This window comes from Streptomyces sp. PA03-5A (assembly GCF_033792725.1).
GTDB lineage: Bacteria > Actinomycetota > Actinomycetes > Streptomycetales > Streptomycetaceae > Actinacidiphila.
The window spans coordinates 39,017-52,957 of record NZ_JARAVL010000046.1; the positions used below are offsets into that span (position 1 = coordinate 39,017).

Here is a 13,941-nt window from a genome sequence, read left to right on the forward strand (position 1 = left end):
CCAAGCTGCTGGACGCCGTCGGCTCGGTCACGGCCGCGCTGCTGGCGGACGAACAACCGGGCGAGAACGCGCTCGACGTCGTCGCCGAGCAGGCCCGCGCGCTCGTGGCGGCTGACGCGGGCCTGGTTCTGCTGCCGACGGTCGAGGGTGGTCTGGAGGTGGTCGCGGTCTCGGCCCAGCAGCCCGCGGGCCTGGTCGGCACGGTGCTCGAGGCGGACAGCCCGCCTGTGGCGCCGCTGATGGCGGGCGAGCCGGTGTTCGTGGAGGACGCCTCGACCGACGACCGGATGACCATGGCGATCGCCCCGCGCTTCGGGGCCTGCATGATCCTGCCGCTGCAGAGCAGCGGTCATGTGATGGGCGCGCTCGCGCTGCCGAGGGCCCACGGCGTGCCGGGCTTCACCGAGGACGAGCGCTTCGTCGCCGTCCAGTTCGCGGCGCAGGCGGCGCTGGCCCTGCTGCTCGCCGACGCCCAGCGCGACCGCAACCGGCTGGCCGTCTACGAGGAGCGCGACCGGATCGCCCGCGACCTGCACGACCTGGTCATCCAGCGGCTCTTCGCGACGGGCCTGATGCTGCAGGGGGCCCGGCGCAAGGCGCTGCCGCCCGAAGCGGAGGCGGGCATCGCGCACGCGGTCGAGGAACTGGACGCCACCATCCAGGAGGTGCGGACGGCGATCTTCGCGCTGCAGCAGGAGCCGGGCGACGACGCACCGGCGGGACTGCGCGCCCAGGTGCTGCGGGAGACGGGCTCCGCCGCGCGGGGCCTGGGCTTCCCGCCCTCCGTCCGCTTCGTCGGACCCGTCGACCACCGGGTCGGCGCGCTCAGCGCCCGCAACCTCGTGGCGGCGCTGCGCGAGGCGCTGTCCAACGTCCAGCGGCACGCGGGCGCCACCTGGGTCGAGGTGGTGCTCGACGCCACCGCCGTGCTCGCCGACGGCCGCGAGGGGGTGCGGCTCATCGTCTCCGACGACGGCGTCGGCATCCCGGAGACCGGGCGGCGCAGCGGGCTGCGCAACCTCGCCCGCCGCGCGGAGTCGCTGGGCGGCGAGTCGATCTTCGGGCCGGGGCCGGACGGCAAGGGCACCACGCTCGCCTGGGAGGCGCCCCTGTGAGACCGGAGGGGGTCAGCGGGCGGCGAGGATCCGCTCGATGACCAGGGCGACGCCGTCCTCCTCGTTCGCCACGGTGCGGTGCGTCGTGGCGGCCAGCACCTCGGGGTGGGCGTTGGCGACGGCGTACGAGGTGCCCGCCCACGACAGCATGGCGAGGTCGTTGGGCATGTCCCCGAAGGCCACGACCTCCTCGGCGGAGATGCCGAGGTCCGCGCAGCAGCGTGCGAGCGTCGTCGCCTTGCTGACCCCGGCACCGCTGATCTCCAGCAGCGCCGACGCGCTGGACCGGGTGATCTCGGCGTGCTCCCCGGCCACCGCGCGTGCGGTGCGCAGGAAGGCGTCCGGGTCGATGGACGGGTGCTTGGCGAGCAGCTTCAGCACGGGCTGGCCGTGCCGCCCGCCGTCCAGCAGCTCCTCCACCGGGGCGACGACCGCGTCGGGCGCGGGGGCGTACGGCGGGTACTCCGGCTCGTACGCGAAGCCGCCGGTGAGCTCGACGGCGAAGGTCGTGCCGGGGACGGCGGTGCGCAGGGAGGCGATGACCGCGAGCGCGTCCCGCGGGTCGAGGGGGTAGGCCGCCAGCAACCTCTTGTCGCGGTGCAGGTCGTAGACGGCGGCGCCGTTGGCGCAGATCGCCATGCCGTGGCCGGCGGTGTGCGCGGCGACCACGTCCATCCACCGCGCGGGCCGGCCGGTGACGAAGAAGACCTCGATGCCCGCGGCCTCCGCGTCCGCCAGGGCGGCGATCGTCCGGGCCGAAACGGTCTTGTCGTCGCGCAGGAGCGTGCCGTCCAGGTCGGTGGCGATCAGCCGCGGCGCGGGAGCCGCGAGGGTGGCGTCCGGGGTCCTGGGATGCTGGGTGGCTGAGGTCACCGACCCATGGTCCCCCATGCGGTTGCATATGACAGCAGGCGGGCGCTGAGTGCGATCACCGCCACACTCTCCGTCGCCGTTGTCAGTGCCGGGTGTCACCATCTCGCCATGGCCCTTGTGCGTTGTGAAGAGCAGCCCGACCGGGAACCGGTGCTCCTGGCCGACGCTTTGCCGACCGTCGTGGACGGCATCCGCCTGGCCGCGCGCACCGCGATACCCGTCGCCGATCCGGCGGCCGGCACCGCCACGACCTGCGGCCGGTGCGCGTGCGCCGCCTACCGCCACCGCACCGCCGGCGGCCACTGGATCCTGGTCGAGCCCGGCGAGTGGCCGTCGGCCACCGTCCCGGCCGGTCGCCGCTGGCGCGTCGCGGGTGACGGCACGGCGGTCAACCTGCGTGCCGCCGACCCCTCCGCCACCTGCCGGATCAGTCATTTCGACGTCTGTCCCGCGGGTCCGCCGCCCACGGCGTCACCCGTGCTGCTCGGCCAGTGGCGGCGCAACGCCCGCCGCCGGCTCAACTGAGCTGGGCCGGCGCCTCGGTCGCGATGCGCTCGAAGACCTTCTCGTCCGCCGCGTAGACGGAGTCCGGCACCGGCCAGTGGAGCACGATCTCGGTGATGCCGACCTCCGCGTAACGGCCGGCGAAGTCGACGAAGGCGTCGAGCGACTCCAGCGGGCGCTCGGCCGTCGACCCGGTCAGCAGGATGCGGTCGAGCTCGCCCGGATCCCGCTCGATCTCGGCGCAGGCGATCTCCAGCTGGTCGTACTGGTGCGAGACGACCTCGGGGCACTTGTCCACCGGCACCTCCGCCGGGCCCTTCGGGTCGCCGTAGGTCACCCAGGCCTGGCCGTAGCGCGCCGCCAGCCGCAGCCCGCGCGGGCCCGTCGCGGCCACCGCGAAGGGCACCCGCGGCCGCTGCACGCAGCCGGGGATGTTCCGCACCTCGTCCGCCGAGTAGAACTCGCCTTCGTGACTCACCACCGGCTCCGTCAGCAGCCGGTCCAGTACGGTGACGAACTCGCCGAAGCGGTCGGCCCGTTCCCGCGGCGTCCACGGCACCTGCCCCAGCGCGGTCGCGTCGTAGCCCACCCCGCCGGCACCGATGCCGAGCGTCAGCCGCCCGTCACTCACGTCGTCGAGGGAGATCAACTCCTTGGCGAGCGTGACCGGGTGCCGGAAGTTCGGCGAGGTCACGAGCGTGCCCAGCCGGATCCGCTCCGTCGCCACGGCCGCCGCCGTCAGCGTCGGCACCGCCCCGAACCACGGGCCGTCCCGGAAGCTCCGCCACGACAGGTGGTCGTAGGTGTAGGCGGCGTGGAAGCCGAGTTCCTCGGCCCGACGCCAGACCTTCCGGCCCTCGTTCCAGCGGTGGATCGGCAGGATCACAGTGCTCAGGCGCATGTCCTCCACCCTACGGGCCCTGGCGCCGCCCGGCCCGGAGCGGTCGGACGATCGGGGCTCCGGCCGCCGTCCGGTGGAAATCGCGGCCAACCGGGCCCCGCGCGGCCCCCGCCTGCGCATCCTGTGGACGGGGCGACGCACGCCACGCGCAACGGGACGCCGCCCTACCCCCGGACGTCAGGACCCGCAACTCGGGGTGCACTGCGCGGGAAGTTCCTCGCCGGAGCGGCCGGCCGGGGCACGGCTGGGCCACCCGGGTGGTGTTGATCGGAATATCGGCGCCCTCGGGGTGCGGCACCGAGGATTTCGTGCTCACTTCCGCATCATCGGATTAGTCGCTCCCGACTCACCGAAGGAAGTGAGAGGTCATGGCTGCCAACACCCATGTCAGGACGTTCTGGGACGTCTTCGTGACGCTCCTGCTCAAGATGGTCGCGTACTTCGGGTTCGCCGTCCCGGCGTCGCGTAGCACGGCTCCTGCCGCGCCGCGACCCGAGACCGTCCCCGGGACCCGGTTCCTGCCGACCGCCGAGGCGGTCCGCCACTGGGCACCGGCGCCGCGTACGGAGCCGGCACCACAACCGGTGGCGGTGGGCGCCGCCGCGTCCGGTCCGGGGCCGCGCGTCGAACCGGGCGGACGCACACCGGACGTCCCGTCGTGCCGCACGTCGTACCGCAGCGAACCCGTCGTGCCCGAGCCGTCCGTCCCCTTCGTCCCGGCGCCCTGCCTCACCGCCGCGGCCGACGCACGCTCCTTGCCGCCGACGATGAAGCAGCGCATCCGGGCCGAGGCCCACGGCGCCTCGCCCGTGGCCCGCGTGCGCACCCGTCCGATCGGCGACGCCGGCCTCGACCCCGCGCTGACCGACGCGACCGCGGCCCCGGCCCGCACCCCCCGCCGCCGCGAGTGGGCGCTCTGCGCATGACCGCCGCGGACGCGCGTGACCAGCCGGTACGGCGTGCCGCACGGCTCCCGTTGACGTCACGTCAGGCCGTACCCACTGCGGAGGACCGCGTCGAGCGGACCGCCCGAGGGCAAGCGCACCAGCACCACCACGGCGCCGGACACGGCGCCCGCTCCAGCGGAACCGTCCGGACTCCCCGGACGACGGGCGCACACACGGGCCCGCGCCGGAGCACGGCAGTGAGCACCACGCCGGGCACCACCCCGAGCAGGACCGCGAGCACCACCCCGAGCACCACCCCGAGCACAACTACGAGCACCACCCCGAGCACGATGACGAGGACGACGATGCCGGAAACGACCCGCACCCCCGGGGCTGTGACGGTCACCGCCGGCTCGACCCGGCCCCACACGCGGCGGGACACCCCGGTCCGCGACGGAGCCACGGACCGTCCAGTCGCCGACCCGCCCGCGCACGACGGCGGCCCGTACCGCCGCATCCGCGCGTACGGCGGAGCAGGCACGTACCGCCCACGCACGCCCCGCACACGCACGCTCCGCACTCCCACCCCCCGCACACCCCCGCACCCCTCACGCGAGCGCGACCCGCGCACTCCCACGCGCCCGCACCCCACGATTCGACGCAGCGCCACGCGGCACCACCGCGGGGTCCGGCCCGTCGACCGGTGGAGCCGACCGTGCTCCCGGACGACGCCCCGCCACGGCTGAACCGCGCGACCCGCAGGAGGAACCCCGGCAAGACGGACGTACCGCAGCGCCTCCCCTACGGGGGAGTCAACCCCAAGGACTACGCACAACCGCCCCCCAGACTGACGACGGGGTGTGGCCCGCGCCACTAGGTTCGTGGCGTGACTGTGATCGCTACCGAAAGCCTGACGAAGCGGTACCCGAGGGTGACCGCTCTGGACCGGCTCACCGTCGACATCGCACCCGGCGTGACCGGGTTGGTCGGTGCCAACGGAGCCGGCAAGTCGACCCTGATCAAAATCCTCCTGGGGTTGGCGCCGGCCACGGAAGGCCGGGCCGCCGTCCTGGGCATGGACGTGGCGACAGAGGGCGCGGCGATCCGCGCCCATGTGGGCTACATGCCGGAGCACGACTGCCTGCCCCCGGACGTGTCGGCGACGGAGTTCGTCGTCCACATGGCCCGTATTTCGGGGCTGCCGCCGGCCGCCGCGCGTGAGCGCACCGCGGACACGCTCCGCCACGTCGGCCTGTACGAGGAGCGGTACCGCCCCATGGGCGGGTACTCCACGGGCATGAAGCAGCGGGTGAAGCTGGCCCAGGCGCTGGTCCACGACCCCCGGCTGGTGCTGCTCGACGAGCCGACGAACGGGCTGGACCCCGTCGGCCGCGACGACATGCTCGAACTGATCCGGCGCGTCCACACCGAGTTCGGCATCTCCGTGCTGGTCACCTCCCACCTGCTCGGTGAACTGGAGCGCACCAGCGACCACATCGTCGTCATCGACGGCGGCTCCCTGCTGCGCTCCTCCTCGACCAGCGACTTCACCCAGGCGACCGCCTCGCTCACCGTCGAGGTCACCGAGCACGAGGACGAGCTGGTGGCGAAGCTGACCGCCGCCGGGCTCAACGCGCACGCGGACGGCCGGCTGGTCATGGTCGACATCGACGGGGACGAGACGTACGACGCGGTCCGCGACGCGGTCGCGGAGCTCGGCACGGGCCTGGTGCGCATGGAGCAGCACCGGCACCGCATCGCCGAGATCTTCCGGGGAGGGGACGAGCATGACGCAGCTTGAGGGCAGGACGCCCGCCGCCGACGTCATCCACGACATCGGCTACCGGCACTACGACGGCCCGCGCCTCGGCCGCGGCTATGCGCGCGCGTCGCTGTACGTCCAGAGCCTGCGCAGCGCGTACGGGCTCGGCCGCTCGGCGAAGTCCAAGGTGCTGCCGATGATCCTGCTGGCCGTGATGTGCGTTCCAGCCGGGATCATGGTCGCGGTGGCGATCGGCACGAAGGCGACCAAGCTGCCGATCGAGTACACCCAGTACGCGATCATCATGCAGGCGGTCATCGGCCTCTACCTGGCGGCGCAGGCCCCGCAGGCCGTCTCGCTCGACCTGCGGTTCAAGACGACCCCGCTGTACTTCTCGCGTCCGATCGAGGCGGTCGACTACGTCGCGTCGAAGTTCGCCGCGCTGACCACGGCGCTGTTCATCCTCACCGCGACGCCGCTGCTGATCATGTACATCGGGGCGCTGCTGGCCAAGTTCGACGTGAGCGACCAGAGCGCGGGCTTCGCCAAGGCGATGCTCGCCGCACTGCTGCTGTCGCTGCTGTTCGCGGGCATCGGCCTGGTCATCGCGGCGCTGACGCCGCGCCGGGGCTTCGGCGTCGCCGCGGTCATCGCGGTGTTCACGCTCTCGTACGGCGCGGTGACCAGCGTCCAGGGCGTCGCCTCGATCAACGGCAACGCCGACGTGATCGGCTGGCTCGGCCTGTTCTCGCCGATCACGCTGATCGACGGCGCGCAGACCTGGTGGCTGGGGGCGACCTCCAGCTTCCCCGAGGGCGCGGGCCCGAAGGACGCGGTCGTCGGCACGGTCTACCTCCTCGTCCTCCTCGCCGTGATCGCCGGCTCCTTCGGCCTGCTGATGCGCCGCTACCGAAAGGCCGTACTGTCGTGACCACCCTGTCCATCGACCACGTGTCCCGCTGGTTCGGCAACGTCGTCGCCGTCAACGACGTGACGATGACGATCGGCCCCGGCGTCACCGGGCTGCTCGGCCCCAACGGCGCGGGCAAGTCGACCCTGATCAACATGATGGGCGGCTTCCTGGCCCCCTCGGCCGGCACCGTCACCCTCGACGGCGCCACGGTCTGGCGCAACGAGCAGGTGTACCGGCACATCGGCATCGTCCCCGAACGGGAGGGGATGTACGACTTCCTGACGGCCCGGGAGTTCGTGGTCGCCAACGCCGAACTGCACGGGCTGGCGGACCCGGGGACGGCGGCGCAGCGCGCCCTGGCCACGGTCGAGATGGAGTTCGCCCAGGACCGCGCGGTCTCCACGTACAGCAAGGGCATGCGGCAGCGCGCCAAGATGGCCTCCGCGCTCGTGCACGACCCGTCGGTGCTGCTGCTGGACGAGCCCTTCAACGGCATGGACCCCCGGCAGCGGCTGCACCTGATGGACCTGCTGCGGCGGATGGGCGCCGAGGGCCGCACGGTGCTGTTCTCCTCGCACATCCTGGAGGAGGTCGAGCAGCTGGCGAGCCACATCGAGGTGGTCGTCGCCGGCCGGCACGCCGCCTCGGGCGACTTCCGCAAGATCCGCCGGCTCATGACGGACCGGCCGCACCGCTACCTGGTGCGCTCCAGCGACGACCGGGCGCTCGCCGCCGCGCTGATCGCGGACGGGTCCACGGCCGCCATCGAGCTGGACTGGAAGGAGCGGGCGCTGCGCATCCAGGCGATCGACTTCGCCGGCTTCACCGAGCTGCTCCCGCGCGTCGCGCGGGAGCGGGGCATTCGGCTCTACACGGTCTCGCCGTCCGACGAGTCCCTGGAGAGCGTCTTCTCCTACCTGGTCACGGCGTAGGCACACGGCTGTAAGGAGCTCCGATGTTCAATCCCACCGTGGCCAGGCTGACCTACCGGGGGCTGCTGGGCCGCCGCCGGGCCCTGGTCCTGTTCGCCCTGCCGGCGCTGCTGATCCTGATCTCCGTGGCGGTACGGGCGCTGGTCGGCGCCGACGACTCCATCGCGAGTTCGGTGCTGGGCGGTTTCGCGCTGGCGACGATGGTGCCGCTGGTCGGCGTGATCGCCGGCACCGGCGCCATCGGGCCGGAGATCGACGACGGCTCGATCATCTACCTGCTGGCCAAGCCGGTACGGCGGCCGACGATCATCGTCACCAAGCTGCTGGTCGCCATCGCGGTGTCGGTGGTCTTCTCGGCGGTGCCGACGCTGATCGCCGGGTTCATCCTCAACGGCAACAGCCAGGGCATCGCGGTCGCGTTCACCGCGGCGGCGGCGGTCGCCTCCGTCACGTACGCGGCGATCTTCCTGCTGCTGGGCGTGGTGACCCGGCAAGCCGTGGTCTTCGGCCTGGTCTACGCGCTGATCTGGGAGTCGCTGATCGGCAGCCTGGTGCCGGGGGCGCGCACGCTGAGCGTGCAGCAGTGGGCCCTGGCGCTGGCCCAGAAGATCGCCGGCGAGGGCACGGTGACCTCCGACGTGGGGCTGCCGCTCGCGGTGGTGCTGCTGGTCGGCGTCACCCTCGCCGCGACGGCCTTCGCGGGGCAGCGGATGCGGTCGCTGACGCTGGCCGGCGAGGAGTGATCGTTCCGGCCTAGGGCCCGTCCCACCGTAAGCCGCCCGGGTGGTCTTCTTCCGCCCGGGCGGCCCTGCTCCCCCGACGTCCGCACATCGGATTGTCAGATGTGCGGCGTGACGTCCGAGACTCCGCTGCTCTTCGCCGTGGGTGTGTTCCTGGCCGCCCTCGGCCTGCTCATCGCGCTGTTCAGCCCGGAGCTGGCCCACCTCGTCGACGCGCTCGCCGCGCGTGCCGCCGCCGGGCTCCGCCGCCCGTGGTCCCGTGCCCGGGGCCGCCGGCGCTTCGTCCTCGTCCCCCGGAAGTGGGCTGGATCACAGGACTCCTTGAGAATTCAAGGGAATGTCGCTAACGTGAAGGAGGTTGAATCGTAAACCAACGCGTCCCCAAGGAGTTAGTCATGGGCCTGTTCAATCGCAAGAGCGATGCCACCGAGACCGCTGCCGTCACCACCGCGCCGTCCGCCGACCTGGCGCACCTGACCGGCGAGTACACGATCGACCCGACCCACAGCGAGGTCGGCTTCGCCGTGCGCCACGCGATGGTCACCACCGTGCGCGGCCAGTTCGCGGAGTACGAGGGCAAGCTGCAGCTGGACGGCAGCAAGCCGGCCAACTCCTCCGCCGAGGTCACCATCAAGGTCGTCAGCATCGACACCAACCAGGCCCAGCGCGACGAGCACCTGCGCACCGGCGACTTCTTCGACGCCGCCACCTACCCGGAGATCAGCTTCCGCAGCACCTCCGCCGAGCAGGTCGACGACGAGACCTACCGCATGCATGGTGACCTCACGATCAAGGACACCACCAAGCCGGTCTCCATCGACTTCACCTACAACGGCTCCGCCACCGACCCCTACGGCAACCTCCGTGTCGGTTTCGAGGGCTCGACGACCGTCAACCGCGGCGACTGGGGCCTCACCTACAACGCGGCCCTCGAGGGCGGCGGCGTCCTGATCAGCGACAAGGTCAAGCTGACCTTCGACATCTCCGCGATCAAGGCGGCCTGAACCCGCTGAAGCAGCCGTCCCCCTGCCGCACGATGGAGGGGATGGCAACGGACGAGACGGCCGGCACCGCCGGCACCGGGCGCCGCCGCACCGCACTGAGCGGCGCGGCGGCCCGGGTCGTCGTCCCCGAGGTGCGGGCCTGGGTGCGCTCCGCCCCCGGGACGCACATCTGGCTGTTGGCCCTCGCCGTGACCAGCGGCATCATGGCGGCCGCCCCGCCGGACCTGAGGTCCTTCCTGCTGCACCACAACAGCACCAACCTGGCGGAGCTCGGCTCCCAGCCGGTGCGGGCGCTGGTCGGCAGCGCGCTGTGGACCGAGTCCCCGGCGGCCTTCGGGCTGTACGCGCTCTGCTTCGAGGCCGTCCACGCCCCCGCCGAGCGCTGGCTGGGCACCCGGCGCTGGCTCGGCGTCGTGGCCCTGGCCCACGTCGGGGCGAGCGTCCTCAGCCAGCAGGCCGTGCTGCTCGGCATCCACGCGGACCGGCTGCCGGCCTCGCTCGCCCACACCGTCGACATCGGCGTCAGCTACGGGCTGGCCGGGGCCATCGGCGTGCTCACCCACCGGGTACGACCGCCCTGGCGGCTGCCCTACCTGCTCGCCGCCGCGGGCTTCTTCGCGTACCCCCTGGTCACACCGGGCCGCACCTACACCGACCTCGGGCACGTCATCGCCCTGCTGATCGGCCTCGCGTGCCGCGGGCTCACGCCCCGGGGAAGAGCCGCTCCAGGACCAGGGCGATCCCGTCCTCGCCGTTGGAGGCCGTGACCTCGTCGGCGGCCGCCTTCAGCAGCGGGTGGGCGTTGCCCATCGCGACGCCGTGGGCCGCCCACTCGAACATCGGCAGGTCGTTGGGCATGTCACCGAAGGCGACGGTCTCGGCGGCCGTCACACCCAGCCGACGGGCGGCCAGCGACAGCCCCCGGGCCTTGGACAGCCCCAGCGGCAGCAGCTCCACGATGCCCGTACCGGACATCACGGCGCTGACCAGGCCGCCGGCGGCCGTGGTCGCCGCGTGCGCGAGCTCGTCGTCGCCCAGTCGCGGATGCTGGACGTAGAGCTTGCTGACGGGCGACGCCCACAGCCCCTCCACGTCGTCCACCTCGCCGCCCACCGGCAGCTCCGAGTCGAACAGCCGGTAGCCGGGGCCGAGCACGATGTCGCCGTCGATGCCGTCGAGCGCCGCCGCCACGGCCAGCGGGCCGGTCTCCGCCTCGATCTTGGCCAGCGCCGTCCGGGCGGTCTGCCGGTCCAGCGTGACCGAGGTCAGCAGCCGTCGCTCGCCCGCGTGGTAGACCTGCGCGCCCTGCATGCAGACGGCCAGGCCCTGGTAGCCCAGGTCCTCCAGGACGTGGACCGTACGGGCCACCGGGCGGCCGGTGACGACGATGTGATCGGCACCCGCCGCGGTGGCCGCGGCGAGCGCCTCGCGCGAACGTCCGGAGACGGTGTGGTCGGGGCCGAGCAGCGTGCCGTCGAGGTCCGTCGCGATCAGACGGTAGGGGAGCGGGGCGGTCACTTGGCTACCGGCTCCAGCACCTCACGGCCGCCCAGGTACGGGCGCAGCACCTCGGGGACGCGGACCGAGCCGTCGGCCTGCTGGTGGTTCTCCAGGATGGCGACGATGGTGCGCGGGATGGCGCACAGGGTGCCGTTGAGCGTGGCCAGCGGGCGGGTGCCGTTCTCGTCCCGCAGCCGCACGGAGAGCCGGCGGGCCTGGAACTCGGTGGTGTTCGAGGTCGAGGTCAGCTCGCGGTACTTGCCCTGGGTGGGGATCCACGCCTCGCAGTCGAACTTGCGCGCCGCCGAGGAGCCGAGGTCGCCGGAGGCCAGCTCGATCACCCGGAAGGGCAGCTCGAGCGAGGTCAGCCACTGCTTCTCCCACTCCAGCAGCCGGGCGTGCTCGGCCTCGGCGTCCTCGGGGCGGGTGAAGACGAACATCTCCACCTTGTCGAACTGGTGGACGCGGATGATGCCGCGGGTGTCCTTGCCGTACGAGCCCGCCTCGCGCCGGTAGCAGGGCGAGAAGCCCGCGTAGCGCAGCGGCAGCTTCGACGCCTCGATGATCTCGTCCATGTGGTACGCGGCGAGCGGGACCTCGGAGGTGCCGACCAGGTACAGGCCGTCCTTCTCCAGGTAGTACACGTCGTCCTCGACCTGGCCGAGGTAGCCGGTGCCCGCCATGGCCTCCGGCTTGACCAGCGTCGGGGTCAGCACCGGGACGAAGCCGGCCGCGGTGGCCTGCGCGATGGCCGCGTTGACCAGGGCCAGCTCCAGAAGGGCGCCGGGCCCGGTCAGGTAGTAGAAGCGCGAGCCGGAGACCTTGGCGCCGCGGTCGACGTCGATGGCGCCGAGCAGCTCGCCGAGGTCGATGTGGTCCTTGGGCTCGAAGCCCTCGGCCGCGAAGTCGCGCGGGCTGCCGATGACCTCCTTGACGACGAAGTCCTCCTCGCCGCCGACGGGGGCGTCCGGGTGGACGATGTTGCCGAGCTGCAGCAGCAGGCGGTGCGCCTCCTCGGCGGCCTCGTGCTGCTCGGCGTCGGCGGACTTCACGGCGGCCTTGAGCTGCTCGGCCCGCTTCAGCAGCTCGGCCCGCTCCTCGCCCTGGGCCTTGCCGACCAGCTTGCCCAGCGACTTCTGCTCCGCGCGCAGCTCGTCGAAGCGGGTACTGGACGACCTGCGCCGCTCGTCTGCGGAGAGCAGGGCGTCGACGAGCGCGACGTCCTCTCCACGGGCGCGCTGGGAGGCGCGCACACGGTCGGGGTCCTCACGAAGCAGGCGAAGGTCAATCACGGGAACAGGCTACCGGTGCGCCGGGTGCCGACGCGACAAGTTAAGTGCTTTATGGGGCGTTATGTCCGCTTCGAAAGCAGGCTGCGGGAAATGCCGTACGGCCGATAATGGCGGGTCGGTTACCGTCAACCGAATTCTTCGCGTCCCTCCGGCGAGGGCATGTGCCCTGTGGACAAAGGCAGTTGGGGCAGGTCCGGAGCGGAGAGTTATCCACAGGGGGAGAGGTGTCCCCCTCACTTGTCCACAGCGGGTGTGGATGGGCTGTGGAAGATGGACCTGATCATTCCGCCGGGTGGGTGCGGGGGCATGGATTCCCGGTTCAAACCCTCCTAACACTCACTTTCGAGTGAGAACTCTTCCCTCTATCGAGTTGTTCGAAGGTATTGGGATGACGAATGATGACCTGGGGGTCTGTGGGACCAGTTGGCGCGAGTGTGCCGATTTGTCGATCTGGTGGTTCCTTAGGCGACTTGTTCTGTCGACTTATCCCCAGCCCGCACCAAGGGCCTGTGGATAACGCGGTGGACAACCGAAGGGGCCCCCGGTTGTTCACCGAAGGCCCCCGGGAAGCGGTGCGCGAGCGCCTCAGACCCGCCCGTCCAGGGCGCGCCCCAGCCAGTCCGCCGCGGCCGTGAACTCCTCGTCCGTGGTCCCCTTGCGCTGCTGCGGCGGCACCTCGTCCGCGCGCGGGTACGAGCCGAGGAAACGCACCTGCGGACAGATCCGCTTCAGGCCCATCAGCGCCTCGCCGACCCGGCGCTCGGTGATGTGCCCCTCGCAGTCCACCGAGAAGCAGTACCGGCCGATCCCCTCGCCGGTCGGCCGCGACTCGATGCGGATCAGGTTCACCCCGCGCACCGCGTACTCCTGCAGCAGCTCCAGCAGCGCGCCGGGGTGGTCGTCGCCCAGCCAGAACACCGCCGAGGTCTTGTCGGCGCCGGTCGGCGCGACCGGCCGGGCCGGACGGCCGACCAGCACGAAACGGGTCTCGGCGTTCGCCGCGTCGTGGATCTGCGTGGCCAGCGGCTCCAGCCCGTACGTCGGCGCCGCGAACTCGCCCGCGAACGCCGCGTCGTACCGGCCCTCCGCCACCAGCCGGGCGCCGTCCGCGTTCGACGCCGCCGACTCCCACGCGGCGTCCGGCAGGTGCGCCGTCAGCCACTTGCGGACCTGCACCTGCGCTGCCGGGTGACCGGTGACCGTCTTGACGTCCCCGAGACCCGTGCCCGGGCGCACCAGCAGCGCGAACGCGATGTGCAGCAGCACCTCGCGGTAGATCATCAGCGGGGTGCCCGCCGCCAGTTCGTCCAGGGTCGCGGTGATGCCGCCCTCCATCGAGTTCTCGATGGGCACCAGGGCGGCCGCGGCCTCCCCGCTGCGCACCGCGTCGAGCGCGGCCTGCACCGAGACCATCGGTACCAGCTCGCGTGTGGCGGCCTCCGGAAGCGTCCGGAGCGCGGCCTCGGTGAAGGTGCCCTCAGGGCCGAGATAGGTGTAACGGCTCGCCGGCGACATGTC

The 13,941-nt window shown here is 72.2% G+C and carries 14 protein-coding genes and 1 pseudogene; 10 read left to right on the forward strand and 5 right to left on the reverse strand.

Going from position 1 to position 13,941, the window contains the following annotated elements; translation table 11 throughout:
• Nucleotides 1-8: 8 nt before the first annotated feature.
• Nucleotides 9-1,115 (forward strand): annotated as a pseudogene (locus tag PV410_RS38575) (GAF domain-containing sensor histidine kinase); the annotation flags it as partial.
• A gap of 12 nt (nucleotides 1,116-1,127) precedes the next feature.
• On the opposite strand, the gene PV410_RS38580 reads toward PV410_RS38575, so the two are convergent.
• Nucleotides 1,128-1,988 carry an HAD family hydrolase gene (locus PV410_RS38580; protein WP_500330968.1) on the reverse strand — a complete coding sequence of 287 codons (861 nt, stop codon included), beginning with the start codon at nucleotides 1,986-1,988 and terminating at the stop codon, nucleotides 1,128-1,130.
• Between the two features lie 108 nt (nucleotides 1,989-2,096).
• On the opposite strand from PV410_RS38580, the gene PV410_RS38585 reads away from it, so the two are divergent.
• Nucleotides 2,097-2,513 carry a DUF6083 domain-containing protein gene (locus PV410_RS38585; protein ID WP_500330969.1) on the forward strand — a complete coding sequence of 139 codons (417 nt, stop codon included), beginning with the start codon at nucleotides 2,097-2,099 and terminating at the stop codon, nucleotides 2,511-2,513.
• Here PV410_RS38585 and PV410_RS38590 read toward each other — a convergent pair.
• Complete coding sequence (locus PV410_RS38590) at nucleotides 2,506-3,393, reverse strand: LLM class flavin-dependent oxidoreductase (protein WP_500330971.1); 888 nt, start codon at nucleotides 3,391-3,393, stop codon at nucleotides 2,506-2,508. The genes PV410_RS38585 and PV410_RS38590 overlap by 8 nt on opposite strands.
• 368 nt (nucleotides 3,394-3,761) lie before the next feature.
• On the opposite strand from PV410_RS38590, the gene PV410_RS38595 reads away from it, so the two are divergent.
• From PV410_RS38595 to PV410_RS38630, 8 genes are all read left to right on the forward strand, one after another.
• Nucleotides 3,762-4,319: a DUF6344 domain-containing protein gene (locus PV410_RS38595; protein ID WP_500330973.1), complete on the forward strand. Its 558-nt coding sequence runs from the start codon at nucleotides 3,762-3,764 to the stop codon at nucleotides 4,317-4,319.
• A gap of 847 nt (nucleotides 4,320-5,166) precedes the next feature.
• On the forward strand, nucleotides 5,167-6,081 hold the full coding sequence (locus PV410_RS38600; RefSeq protein ID WP_500330975.1) for an ABC transporter ATP-binding protein: 915 nt from the start codon (nucleotides 5,167-5,169) through the stop codon (nucleotides 6,079-6,081).
• The gene (locus tag PV410_RS38605; RefSeq protein WP_500330977.1) at nucleotides 6,068-6,973 is read left to right on the forward strand and encodes an ABC transporter permease; all 906 of its coding nucleotides are present in this window, start codon (nucleotides 6,068-6,070) and stop codon (nucleotides 6,971-6,973) included. Before PV410_RS38600 ends, PV410_RS38605 begins: the two co-directional genes overlap by 14 nt.
• Nucleotides 6,970-7,887: an ABC transporter ATP-binding protein gene (locus PV410_RS38610; RefSeq protein ID WP_500330978.1), complete on the forward strand. Its 918-nt coding sequence runs from the start codon at nucleotides 6,970-6,972 to the stop codon at nucleotides 7,885-7,887. The genes PV410_RS38605 and PV410_RS38610 overlap by 4 nt, the downstream gene beginning before the upstream one ends.
• A 23-nt stretch (nucleotides 7,888-7,910) precedes the next feature.
• Entirely contained in the window at nucleotides 7,911-8,630 is a 720-nt protein-coding gene (locus tag PV410_RS38615) for an ABC transporter permease (RefSeq protein WP_499512945.1), read from the forward strand.
• A gap of 108 nt (nucleotides 8,631-8,738) precedes the next feature.
• Nucleotides 8,739-8,996: a hypothetical protein gene (locus PV410_RS38620; RefSeq protein WP_500330980.1), complete on the forward strand. Its 258-nt coding sequence runs from the start codon at nucleotides 8,739-8,741 to the stop codon at nucleotides 8,994-8,996.
• Nucleotides 8,997-9,022: 26 nt separating this feature from the next.
• Entirely contained in the window at nucleotides 9,023-9,631 is a 609-nt protein-coding gene (locus PV410_RS38625; protein ID WP_500330982.1) for a YceI family protein, read from the forward strand.
• 41 nt (nucleotides 9,632-9,672) lie between these two features.
• Nucleotides 9,673-10,398 (forward strand): rhomboid-like protein, encoded by a 726-nt coding sequence (locus PV410_RS38630; protein WP_500330984.1) that lies wholly within the window; start codon nucleotides 9,673-9,675, stop codon nucleotides 10,396-10,398.
• Here PV410_RS38630 and PV410_RS38635 read toward each other — a convergent pair.
• The 3 genes from PV410_RS38635 to pheA form a co-directional block, all read right to left on the reverse strand.
• Nucleotides 10,334-11,149, reverse strand: a complete 816-nt coding sequence (locus PV410_RS38635; RefSeq protein ID WP_500330986.1) for an HAD family hydrolase — start codon at nucleotides 11,147-11,149, stop codon at nucleotides 10,334-10,336. The two genes, PV410_RS38630 and PV410_RS38635, sit on opposite strands and share 65 nt — an antisense overlap.
• The gene (gene serS, locus PV410_RS38640; protein WP_500330988.1) at nucleotides 11,146-12,423 is read right to left on the reverse strand and encodes a serine--tRNA ligase; all 1,278 of its coding nucleotides are present in this window, start codon (nucleotides 12,421-12,423) and stop codon (nucleotides 11,146-11,148) included. The genes PV410_RS38635 and serS overlap by 4 nt, the downstream gene beginning before the upstream one ends.
• 585 nt (nucleotides 12,424-13,008) lie before the next feature.
• The gene (gene pheA, locus PV410_RS38645) at nucleotides 13,009-13,938 is read right to left on the reverse strand and encodes a prephenate dehydratase (RefSeq protein WP_500330990.1); all 930 of its coding nucleotides are present in this window, start codon (nucleotides 13,936-13,938) and stop codon (nucleotides 13,009-13,011) included.
• Nucleotides 13,939-13,941: the final 3 nt, after the last annotated feature.

What these genes read in the sequence shown, in the direction of transcription:
- PV410_RS38585 (WP_500330969.1), top strand. Translation starts at nt 2,097, where the DNA reads ATGGCCCTTGTGCGTTGTGAAGAGCAGCCCGACCGGGAACCGGTGCTC.
- PV410_RS38590 (WP_500330971.1), bottom strand. Translation starts at nt 3,393, where the DNA reads ATGCGCCTGAGCACTGTGATCCTGCCGATCCACCGCTGGAACGAGGGC.
- PV410_RS38595 (WP_500330973.1), top strand. Translation starts at nt 3,762, where the DNA reads ATGGCTGCCAACACCCATGTCAGGACGTTCTGGGACGTCTTCGTGACG.
- PV410_RS38605 (WP_500330977.1), top strand. Translation starts at nt 6,068, where the DNA reads ATGACGCAGCTTGAGGGCAGGACGCCCGCCGCCGACGTCATCCACGAC.
- PV410_RS38615 (WP_499512945.1), top strand. Translation starts at nt 7,911, where the DNA reads ATGTTCAATCCCACCGTGGCCAGGCTGACCTACCGGGGGCTGCTGGGC.
- PV410_RS38625 (WP_500330982.1), top strand. Translation starts at nt 9,023, where the DNA reads ATGGGCCTGTTCAATCGCAAGAGCGATGCCACCGAGACCGCTGCCGTC.
- PV410_RS38630 (WP_500330984.1), top strand. Translation starts at nt 9,673, where the DNA reads ATGGCAACGGACGAGACGGCCGGCACCGCCGGCACCGGGCGCCGCCGC.
- pheA (WP_500330990.1), bottom strand. Translation starts at nt 13,938, where the DNA reads ATGTCGCCGGCGAGCCGTTACACCTATCTCGGCCCTGAGGGCACCTTC.